Source organism: Neoluteolibacter marinus, assembly GCF_014904755.1.
GTDB lineage: Bacteria > Verrucomicrobiota > Verrucomicrobiia > Verrucomicrobiales > Akkermansiaceae > Haloferula > Haloferula marina.
In genome coordinates this window covers 1-10,222 of sequence record NZ_JACZFQ010000117.1, presented here as the reverse complement: position 1 = coordinate 10,222, position 10,222 = coordinate 1, and the positions used below count along the sequence as shown (strand labels likewise).

Annotated in this window: 11 protein-coding genes and 2 tRNA genes; 8 read left to right on the top strand and 5 right to left on the bottom strand. The window is 63.5% G+C overall.

Going from position 1 to position 10,222, the window contains the following annotated elements; genetic code table 11:
* Window positions 1–65 precede the first annotated feature (65 nt).
* Window positions 66–156: transfer RNA gene (locus IG178_RS22480), tRNA-Ser, on the bottom strand.
* 80 nt (window positions 157–236) lie between these two features.
* Here IG178_RS22480 and IG178_RS22475 point away from each other — a divergent pair.
* The 5 genes from IG178_RS22475 to IG178_RS22455 all read left to right on the top strand — a co-directional run bounded on the left by IG178_RS22475 (window position 237) and on the right by IG178_RS22455 (window position 4,563).
* Window positions 237–701, top strand: coding sequence for a hypothetical protein (locus IG178_RS22475; protein WP_226895691.1), 465 nt, complete (start codon window positions 237–239; stop codon window positions 699–701).
* Window positions 702–847: 146 nt separating this feature from the next.
* Window positions 848–1,309 (top strand): MarR family winged helix-turn-helix transcriptional regulator, encoded by a 462-nt coding sequence (locus IG178_RS22470; protein ID WP_193214837.1) that lies wholly within the window; start codon window positions 848–850, stop codon window positions 1,307–1,309.
* Window positions 1,310–1,392: 83 nt separating this feature from the next.
* Window positions 1,393–2,049, top strand: coding sequence for a purine nucleoside phosphorylase YfiH/LACC1 family protein (locus IG178_RS22465; protein ID WP_226895690.1), 657 nt, complete (start codon window positions 1,393–1,395; stop codon window positions 2,047–2,049).
* A complete protein-coding gene (ispE, locus tag IG178_RS22460) occupies window positions 2,046–2,888 on the top strand; it encodes a 4-(cytidine 5'-diphospho)-2-C-methyl-D-erythritol kinase (protein ID WP_193214836.1) in 843 nt (280 codons plus the stop codon). The genes IG178_RS22465 and ispE overlap by 4 nt, the downstream gene beginning before the upstream one ends.
* A 31-nt stretch (window positions 2,889–2,919) precedes the next feature.
* Window positions 2,920–4,563, top strand: a complete 1,644-nt coding sequence (locus IG178_RS22455; protein ID WP_193214835.1) for a hypothetical protein — start codon at window positions 2,920–2,922, stop codon at window positions 4,561–4,563.
* Here the strand turns inward: IG178_RS22455 and pyk are convergent.
* The 4 genes from pyk to IG178_RS22435 form a co-directional block, all read right to left on the bottom strand.
* The gene (gene pyk, locus IG178_RS22450) at window positions 4,554–5,957 is read right to left on the bottom strand and encodes a pyruvate kinase (RefSeq protein WP_193214834.1); all 1,404 of its coding nucleotides are present in this window, start codon (window positions 5,955–5,957) and stop codon (window positions 4,554–4,556) included. The two genes, IG178_RS22455 and pyk, sit on opposite strands and share 10 nt — an antisense overlap.
* Before the next feature lie 79 nt (window positions 5,958–6,036).
* Entirely contained in the window at window positions 6,037–6,480 is a 444-nt protein-coding gene (locus IG178_RS22445) for a hypothetical protein (protein ID WP_193214833.1), read from the bottom strand.
* Between the two features lie 453 nt (window positions 6,481–6,933).
* Window positions 6,934–7,009 (bottom strand) — tRNA-Lys (locus IG178_RS22440).
* Window positions 7,010–7,089: 80 nt separating this feature from the next.
* The gene (locus IG178_RS22435; protein ID WP_193214832.1) at window positions 7,090–8,205 is read right to left on the bottom strand and encodes a lactonase family protein; all 1,116 of its coding nucleotides are present in this window, start codon (window positions 8,203–8,205) and stop codon (window positions 7,090–7,092) included.
* Between the two features lie 78 nt (window positions 8,206–8,283).
* Here IG178_RS22435 and IG178_RS22430 point away from each other — a divergent pair, with 78 nt between their 5' ends.
* From IG178_RS22430 to IG178_RS22420, 3 genes are all read left to right on the top strand, one after another.
* Complete coding sequence (locus IG178_RS22430; RefSeq protein ID WP_193214831.1) at window positions 8,284–8,703, top strand: secondary thiamine-phosphate synthase enzyme YjbQ; 420 nt, start codon at window positions 8,284–8,286, stop codon at window positions 8,701–8,703.
* 44 nt (window positions 8,704–8,747) lie between these two features.
* A complete protein-coding gene (nadC, locus tag IG178_RS22425) occupies window positions 8,748–9,599 on the top strand; it encodes a carboxylating nicotinate-nucleotide diphosphorylase (protein ID WP_193214830.1) in 852 nt (283 codons plus the stop codon).
* Window positions 9,596–10,222 (top strand): biotin--[acetyl-CoA-carboxylase] ligase (locus IG178_RS22420; RefSeq protein WP_193214829.1); only part of this gene is annotated, 627 nt, incomplete at its 3' end. The genes nadC and IG178_RS22420, both read left to right, overlap by 4 nt.

Here is a 10,222-nt window from a genome sequence, read left to right as displayed (position 1 = left end):
CGCCTAACAAGTGATGCCCTCTAAAACGCCATCACCCCTGCCCGCGGAAAATCGGGCAGGGGTGATGGCGGACCGGGAGGGATTCGAACCCTCGGTACCCTTTTGAGGTACGCTCCTTTAGCAAAGGAGTACTTTCGACCACTCAGCCACCGATCCGTGGGGACTCGCGTCGCGCGGAGATTGAGCACAACGGCCGGTACCCGTCAACCATCTCGCAAAGGAAATCTTCCGGATGCTTGCGCGAAGCGGCGGAGCGTGGCGCTATCCCCTTCATGCGCAGGATTTCAGCCCTCGGTTTGGCTCTTCTAACAGTTTCGTGCTCGCTCTTCAAGGAGGAGGAAGCGCCACCGGGTGACTCGGAAACCAAGCCGGTGCTGGTGGGTCGGATCGCCCTCATCCCGCCGGGCGGCGACTTTGTTCTGATCGAATCCTACGGCCCGTGGCGGGTGCCGGAAGGCGGGGTATTGTCGGGAATCGGCGAGCAGGGGACTTCCAGTCTTGTGGTGACCGGAGAGAAGCTCGGGCAGCATGCAGCGGCCGATATTCGTTCAGGAGTGGCGAAAGTTGGCGATTCGGTATATTTTCGTCCTATTAAAGATTCCAATGAGGAAGGAAATGCCGTAGAATCCCCCGTCCCGATTGAGCCAGCCGAAGAGCCAGAACTTCAAAAAGATGATTCGAATGTCCCGGTAACGCCATGAATTTCAAAACGATTCGCCTTTTTTTGGGGTGTTAGTCGAAGAATTTGAAATTTGGTCTTGCTTACAGTTCGGCTCTCTTGTTAGGTTCCTCCTCGCAAAGGCTGTGCTCCCTTACATGTCCCGAAAGATGAATACTACAACCAGCCATGAAACTGAGCACCTCGGGCGCCGCAAGCGCCTCACTGAATGCCGATGCAGATCGCCTCGCTGACTTCGTCCTGTTCACGCAGCGGAGCTGCATCCTGAACCTGTCAAACGAACTCAACAAAGGCAACGTGTCGTTCCCCCAGTTCTTCCTCCTCGCCTACCTTTCGAGCGAAGAATATCTGACGATGTCGGATATCGCGAAAAAGATGGGTCACTCGACCGCCGCGGCCACTGGCCTCGTCGATCGTTTGGAAAAGCTTGGGTACGTCGAGCGGGTCCACGCCGCGGAAGACCGCCGCAAGATCATGGTTCGCATCACTACCAAGGGTGTGGAACTGGTCGGAAAAATGCGGAAGGAAATTGCCACGGACCTCGCAGGTATCTTGTCCGAAATGGACGAGGACCAGGCAGAGGCCGTCGAACATACGAAGCGTGCCATTCGGGCGCGCGCTATCGCGTGAGCGACGAGGCCGCCGATTAACCCCTTGGCGGATCGATCGCGCCTCCGTTACGGTTTGTGCCCGTGACGGAGGCGCTCTCTTTTTTGGACCCCATCAACCGGCTCGCGGGCTTCCGGGCGGGGTGGATCGGTCGTTTGGACGGGGTGGAAGCGACGACGGATCGCGACCAGACCCTGGCGCGCTTGCGTCCGCACCACGAAGCGATTGTCCGGCGCGAGTTCGGGGCCGACCGATGGTGGCGGGCGGAGCAAGTGCATGGCCGCGGTGTCGCCGAAGTGCCGGTTTCCGGGACGCGTCTTGCCGGTGACGGCCTGCCGGTGGTTCCGGAGGTCGATGGCCTCGTCACCTCGAAACCGGGGGAGCTGCTGGGGATCTATGTCGCGGATTGCGGTGCGATCTGGATTGCGGACCGCGGCAGCGGTGCCGTGGGCCTGTTGCATTCCGGGAAGAAGGGTTCCGAGCTCGGGATCCTGGGGGAGGCGATCCGGACGATGACGGATCGATTTGGCAGCAAGCCGGCGGATCTCGTGGTGGTGCTGGGGCCCTGCATCCGTCCGCCAGACTACGAGATCGACTTTGCTGCCATGATCGCCGAACAGGCGCAGCTCGCCGGGGTAGGGGAGTTTCACGACCGCGGCGACAATACCGCGAGGGACCTCTCGCTGCATTACAGCTATCGGATCGAAAAAGGCTGCACGGGACGGATGTTGGCGCTCATCGTCGGTGGAGAAAACGTATGAGCGACTCCCTCGTCACCGAAGCTCCCGCCAAACTGAACCTTTCGCTCCGCGTGCTGCGGAAGCGCGAGGATGGCTTTCACGAAATCGAGTCGCTGATGGTGCGGGTGCCGGACCTGTGTGATCGGCTGACGGTCAGGCTTTCGGACGAGGACGCCTTCACCTGCAGCGACCGGACGGTTCCAGCCGACGGGTCGAATCTTGTGATCAAGGCGCTGTCGGCCTACCGGGCGGCCAGTGGTTTCGCCCGTGATGTCGCGATCCATCTGGAAAAAAACATTCCCCACGGTGCCGGCCTGGGAGGGGGGAGCAGCGATGCCGCTGCCACCTTGCAATCGCTCGACCAGCTCAATGGCAACTTGTTAGGCAATGGCCGTCTGATTGAGATCGCCGCCGGCCTGGGGTCGGACATCCCGTTTTTCCTCGGCTCGCCGGCGGCCCGGGTCCGGGGTCGGGGCGAGGTGATTGAACCTGCAACCCCGCCGCCGGCCATGCCGGTGGTGCTGCTGAAGCCGTCGTTCGGCGTGGCAACCCCTGATGCCTACCGGAGGTGGCTGGATTCCAAGGAACTACCCGGGATCTCCTACGCGCCGCAGGTGTTTCCTTGGGGAGAGTTGTCGAACGATCTCGAGCGTCCGGTATTTTCGAAACACTTGTTCCTGGCCGAGATGAAAGCCTGGCTGCTCAAGCGACCGGAGGTCTCGGGTGCCCTCATGAGTGGTTCCGGTTCGACCATGTTCGCGCTGCTTCGCGACGAATCCGCTGCCGAAGGGCTGGTGGCCGCGGCGCGGAGCGAGCTCGACCCGACCTTGTGGGCATGGCACGGGATCATCGGTGGTTGAGGACCGGGAGCCCCGTGCCTAGGGTGGGCGCATGCTATTCCCTCGCCTCCTCGCGTTTGCCCTGATCGCCGGATTCGCGCCTGCCCAGGAGCCGGAGGCGATGCCGCCGAGGGCGGACGTCACGAAGAACCTCGAGACGCTCCGCAGCCTGGTTCCTGCGTTGAAGACCGCGGAGCAGGACCTAGCGGCGATGCGGACGGAGCTGGCCAAGGCCGTGACGGAGGACGCGAAGGCGGAAGCCACCGAGCGGATCGACGCCCAGCGCGAGAGGATCCGGCAACTGCGGGAGAACTTCCGGATCATCTCCAGCGGGGTGGAGGACAAGGCCTACCTGAGCGAGGCGGAAGAGGCGGCGTCCGTTGACAACGAAGTCAAGGAGCTGCTCAAGCCTTTGTTCGACAGCATGAAGGAGGCCACCGCCAAGCCGCGGGAAATGGCCGAGCTGAGATCGGAGCTGACCGTGTGGCGCGAGCGGGAGACCCTGGCGAACGCGGCCTTGCAGCGGGTGGAGGAAATCCTGGGTGCCGCCGACGATGAAGCGATCAAGAAGGAGCTGGAAAGCGCCCGGAAGCTTTGGTCGAGCCGGCTCGACGAGGCCCGGAGCGAGACAGGAACCTTGTCGCGCCAGATCGAGGAGCGGGAAAGAAACACGCCGACCGCGTGGGAATTCGTCTCCAACGGGATCTCCGATTTCTGGCGCAGCCGGGGACTGAACCTGTTGCTGGCGACAGGCATCGCGCTGATCGTTTACTTCGGGATCCGGCGGCTCTACCGCTTGCTGCGCCGTTACAGTCCGATGCACCGGAAGAAGGGCGAGGGCCTCCTGGCTCGTTCGTCCGACCTGTTGGCCGCCGCCGCAGCGGTGGTGCTTGCGTTCTTCTCGGCGGTGCTGGTGTTCTACCTGCGCGGCGACTGGCTGATCCTCACCCTGGCGATCATCTTCCTGGTGGGATTGCTGTGGGCATCGAAGCAGGCGCTGCCACCCTACATCGACCAGCTGAAGGTCATCCTGAACCTCGGTTCCGTGCGGCAGGGCGAGCGGCTGGTCTTCGAGGGCGTGCCCTGGAAGGTCGACCGGCTCCATTTTTACTGTGAGTTTAGTAATCCGGAGCTGGCCGGGGGAATCCTGAGGCTTCCGGTGCGCGATGTGATGCCGCTGCACTCGCGGCCCGTGGTGGGCAAGGAGCCTTGGTTCCCGACCCATGAGGACGATTGGGTGAAGCTGTCGGACGGCACCTACGGCAAGGTCATCCAGCAGACCCCGGAGATGGTGGTCGTGTTGCGATTGGGCGGGAGCCTGAAGACCTACGCCACGGCGGATTTCATCGGCCAGAACCCCGAGAATCTCTCGCGGGGTTTCCGGGTGAGCGTTGTTTTCGGGATCGACTACCAACATCAGCCCATCGCCACGACCGAAGTGCCCGGGATCTTCCAGGTCGAACTCGAGAAAGCGCTCATCGAATACGTCGAGCGGGACAACCTGCGCTCGGTGAAAGTCGACTTCGCCAGCGCCGGGGCCTCGTCGCTCGACTACGCGATCCTCGCCGACTTCACCGGCGAGGTCGCGTCACGTGTCAACGTGCTCGAGCGGTTGATCCAGAAGACCTGCGTCGAGGTTTGCAACGCGCAGGGCTGGGTCATCCCGTTCAACCAGATCACGGTGCATCAAGCGTGATGCAACAGGATCGAGTTCGCGGCGAAGTGGTCGGAGAGGATGTCGGAAACGATGACCAAAGGGGTACCCGGGCGCACCAGGTCGCCTTGGCGCAACATCTCCACGGCACGCTGGATCGTTTCGTCGATGGTGGCGGCGAAGGGCAGCTTGAAGGCCTCGACGTTGCGGGTCAGGGCGAGCTGGCGGCAGACCCGTTCCTTCGGGGTGAAGGCATAAAAGCCGTTCGTCCGCGGCCGCAGCATCGCGGTGTGGTTGGCCATCACGCCGCGGCGGGTCAGCACGATCAAGCGGGCATCCGGGAGTGAATCCACCAGCGTGACCGCCGCGCGGGCCGCCTTCTGTCGCTCGTCGCGCAGCAGCACGCACTGGCCGTAGCCGAGTCCGCCGGTCCGCTCGATCCGGCCGCTGATCTTGACCAGCGCATCGACGCAGCGCAGCGGGTGGAGCCCCACGCTGGTCTCGCCCGAGAGCATCAGGCAATCCGCTTCCTCGTAGGCGGCGTTGGCCACGTCGGTGACCTCGGCGCGGGTGGGGGTCGGATTCTGGATCATCGATTCCAGCAGCTGGGTGGCCACGATCACGCGCTTGCCGAGTTCGTGGCAACGCTTGACGAGACGGCGCTGGAGGATCGGCAATTCCTCGAAGGCGACCTCGATGCCGAGATCGCCGCGGGCGACCATGATGACATCGGTCGCCTGGATGATCGCGTCGATGTTGCGGATCGCTTCCTGGTCTTCGATCTTGGCGACAATCTGAGCGCCGCCCTCGAGGCCTTCGACGGCTTCCCGGAGTTCGCGGACATGGGCGGCGTCCCGGACGAATGAACCGGCGATGTAGTCCGCGTCGCATTCGACGGCGAGAGCGAGGTCGTTCCGGTCCTTGGCGGTCAATGCCGGGAGGTTCAGGCGCGTGCCGGGAAGGTTGATGTGGCGACGCGAACCCATTTTGCCGGCGGTTTTCACCTCGCAGATGATGCGGTCGTCCTTCTTGACCTTGATCTCCATCAGCATCGTGCCGTTGTCGACGACGAGCGTGCGGCCTTCCTCGACGTCATTCATCAGGCCGCCGTAGTTGACCGTGGTGGAAAGCTCGATCGAGGCGGCGGCATCGCTCTGGCGGAACTCCACCAGGTCGCCGATTTTCAGGTCGTAAGGCTTTTCGAGGTCACCGGTGCGGATCGACGGCCCGGTGAGATCGAAAAGGACCGCGACATGGACTCCGCGCTCGGCGGCCGACTTGCGGACCCGCCGTGCCATGTCGCGCGCCCATTCGTGCTTGGCGTGGCTCATGTTGAGCCTGAAAACATTGGCACCGTGGTCGATCAGCTGGCCGATGGTTTCTTCCGATTCCGTGGCGGGTCCGAGGGTGATGATGATCTTGGTTCTGCGGGACATGGATTCGGGGAGGGTGGAGGCCCGCCGGCGGCGAGTCGAGCCGCTACAGGTGCATGTTTCGTGCCGGAAATGGCACCGGCTATCGCCCGGGATGCGATGCAGGTCTCCGCGCGATCCGGGTCAGCATCAGGAAGACCGCGAAAGCCAGGGACACGACCCAAAAATGGAGGAGGCGGAGCATCAGGCCCCGGTCGAGGTCGGAGATCACGGCGGTGATACCGGCACCGAGCAGTCCTGTCAGGAGCATGAAGAGGTGGAAGTAGCCCGCGGCAATCGGTGCGACGGCGATGCCGAGATGGAAGCCGGCGGCCTTGTCACGTTGGTGGCGGCGATATCGGAGATCAGCGACGCCGATGCCGTAGCCGGCCAGGAAGAGTGCTCCTCCGGCAATGGACCAGGATTCACGGCGCAGCGCATAGCCGGTGGCCAGCAGCAGGAATCCCGTTCCCAAGGCCAACCACGACACTTTGAGGAGGGCGGGCAAGGGCGAGAAGAACCGGTTGAAAGGGATTGACTCGTTCATCCGGCGCCGAGACTCGGCGAGCGGTGGCGCCTTGGATATTCCATAATGCGTGGGATGGGGTGACAATCCGAAGTCCGGCGTTGCGCAAACTTGACTTCCGGAGAGGTAAATCAGAGAGACGATCATGCAGCGGCCTGAGCCTCCGATTACCAGACGCCTGATCCTCAAGGAGACGGGGTTCGAATTCGTGGCCGACCCGCCGTGTGTTCCGGCGGTAGCGGCTGAGGAAAAAGAGGATTGGCGGCCGGAAGAAGTTCGCAGCGAGGTGGCTCCGGACGAGCAGGTTGCAGAGCCGACCTGAGGTCGGAGTCGAGCCGGTTTTTTCGAGGTTGGGTTTTCGGGGGGCCAAGAGCTGTCCGCACAAAGCGAGGGATGTGCACTGGGTCGCGTGCGTCTGTCCGAACGCAAAAAATCCCCTGCAGGTGGTGACCTACAGGGGACATTCAGAAAGAGTGGTACCCCGACTTGGACTCGAACCAAGGACCAAAAGATTAAGAGTCTTCTGCTCTACCAACTGAGCTATCGAGGCGTTGGCCCTGCCTTGCGGCGGGGCCGGAAGGATGCATTTCAGCCGACCCTGCGCAAGAGGAATTTTGTCAGTTTTTACGCTCAGCCCTTTGTCGGGAGGAAAATGATACAGATGGGATTGGGGCAAGCCGCGGCGGTGCCGGGAGCACCGAGCTTGCCGGTGGCGGGGTCGAGCGGGAGGGCGGCCAAGGTGTTGGACTCCTGGTGCGCGCAAAGCAGCCATTCGCCGCCGGGTGCGATGGTGAAGTGGCGCGGAATTTTTCCGCCACAAGGCGCGATTTGGATCCGGCTCAGCTTTCCGGATCCGGCATCGCGGGCAAATACGGCGATGCTGTCGTGGCCGCGGTTCGAGGCGTAGACGAACTTGCCGTTCGGATGGACCGCGATTTCTGCGGTGGTGCTTTGGACCGCTTCACCCTCGGAAAGGGTGGCGACGCTGTGGATCGTCTCTAGAGCGCCCCGTTGTTTGTCGAAGCGGCAGGCGGTGACGGTGTTGCCCAGTTCGTTCACCACGTAGGCATGTTTTCCGTCGGGTGAAAACGCCATATGGCGGGGGCCGGCTCCGGGCGCACCCGACCAATGGGGAGGGGTATGCGCGGAAAGCGAGGGGAGTTTCATGTCGGGTTTGAAGGTGAGGACCTTGTCGAGGCCGAGGTCCGGGACGAACAGCAGGCCTTCCTGGAAATAGACACCGTGGGCATGAGGTCCTTCCTGGCGGGCGGGATTGGGTCCGGTCCCTTCACCTTTCATGACCGGCGCTGCGGGCGCGACGGGGGCTCCCTGGGCATCAATGCCAAGGATGGCGGTGGTTCCGTCGCCGTAGTTCGCAACGGCGATGGCCTTGCCGGTCGGATCGACGGCGAGATGGCAGGGATTGTCGCCCGCGACGGGGGCGTCGCCCAGGAAGGACAGCGTTTCCCCGAGGCGGAACGCGGCGACCGTGCCCTTGGGGTGATGGGGCGAGCGGCCGACGCTGTAGAGCAGCGCTTGGGTCGGATGGAGGGCGAGGAAGCCCGGGTTGCCGTATTTCGCCCCGAGCTTCACCTCGCCGATGGTGCCGCTTTCGGGGTCAAAGGTGGAGAGGTAGATCCCTTCGCTTTTCCCGCTGCCGCCGGTGTTGGTGCCGATGGCGATCGGGAGCGGGGCCGCGGAGACTAGGGAGCCGAAGGCGAGGAGGCCGATACAGGGTTTGATCATCGCCCCTAGCTACCGGGCGGGATCGGGATTTCCATCACAATCATTGCCGGACGAGACGTCCGGGGTCATATCACCGGCATGGCAGCGCACGCCGAAGCATTCGAAATCCGGACCCGGGGCAAGGGGACCAGCGAGATCACGGGCGAGGTGGCAGCGATTGTCACCCGCAGCGGCATTGCCACCGGGACGGTGACCGTTTTCGTCCGCCATACCTCGGCGAGTCTGGTGATCATGGAGAACGCCGACCCGAGCGCCCGGCAGGACCTGGAAGCGTTTTTCGATCATCTGGTGCCCGAGGACACCCCCTACTTCATCCACACCTACGAAGGCCCCGATGACATGCCGAGCCACATCCGCATGGCGCTGACGCGGACCAGCGAGGTGATTCCGGTCATCGGCGGGCGCATGACGTTGGGGACCTGGCAGGGGATCTTCCTGTTCGAACACCGGCGGTCGCCCCACCGGCGGGAGATCGTGGTGAGCGTGACCGGCGACTGATTCCTGGATTGCCCGGATGACCATGGGCGCACTAGCTTCGGCCCGTGGAAGATTCCGTGGATAGGTTGATCGAGGCGGCGCTGGCTGAGGACATTGGTGCCGGTGATTTGACATCCTTGTATTTCGTCCCGCAGGAGCGCCGGACCACCGGTTTCATCGTCGCCAGGGAGACCGGGGTGCTGTCGGGCGGGGAGGTGGCCCAGCGGGTTTTCCAGAAAGTAGACCCTTCGATCGAGACCGAGCTGCTGGTCCACGACGGTGACCGGATCGCCGAGGGGGCCTACGTCATGAAAATCGAGGGGCCTGCCCGATCGGTGCTGACGGCGGAGCGGACGGCGTTGAATTTCATGCAGCGGATGAGCGGTGTGGCCAAGGCAACGCGGCGTTACGTCGATGCCGTGCGCGGCACGTCCGCGCAGATCCTCGACACCCGCAAAACCATTCCCGGTTGGCGCATTCTGGACAAGCTGGCCGTCTCCCACGGTGGCGGCACCAACCACCGGATGGGCCTGTATGACCGGGTGATGGTGAAGGACAATCATCTGGTCGCGGAAGGACGATTGGAAGAGCTCCAGGAGGCGATCCGCCGGCTGAAAGCCGAACACCCCGGGGTTCAGGTCGAACTTGAGGCGGACGACTTGATGCAGGTCGCGGATTTCCTGGAGCTCGACGGCGTCGACTACCTGCTGCTCGACAACATGGAGCTTTCCGCGCTCAGGGAAGCCGTTGAAATGCGGGGCGAACGCGCCACACCGCAATTGGAAGCCAGCGGCGGAGTGACCTTGAAGACCGTGGCGGGAATTGCTGAGACCGGGGTGGACTTCATTTCGGTGGGCGCGATCACCCACTCCGTGAAGGCGATGGACCTGGCGCTCGATTTCGTGAAAAGCGAATGAGCCCCGATTGGCAGGACGCGGAGCTGCCGGAGGGATTCCGGCTCAAAGTCCGCGAGGTGACCGGCTCGACCAATGACGATGTCCGGGAGGCTGCCCGTGGGGGCGCCGGTGCCGGACTCGTGATCGTGGCCGGACGTCAGGAATCGGGTCGCGGCCGCCGGGGGGCGGCGTGGGTCTGTCCCCCGGGAGAAGGGCTGGCGTTCTCGGTGTTGCTGCGGCCGGCGGAGAAGAAGATCTTGTGGCCCCGCTTGTCACTGGCTGCCGGACTGGCGGTCGCCGAGGCGCTCGACAGGCACGGGGTTGCAGCGGACGTGAAGTGGCCGAACGACGTCTGGATCGACGGCAAGAAGATCGCGGGGATCCTCGTCGAGGCCGGGGATGATCACGTGGTGGTCGGGATCGGGATCAACGTGGGCGTGACTGCGTTCCCGCCCGGCCTCGGGGATTCCGCGACGTCGCTGGCGCTCGAATGCGGGGACGCGCCCGAACTTTCCGCCGTGCTCGGCGTGGTGCTTTCGCGGCTCCGGTTGTGGGCGGGGATGATCGGCGCCGACTTCCCGACTTTGCTCGACCGGTTCCGGGAACGCTGCGCCTTGACCGGCAGGACGATCCGGTTGGTGGCG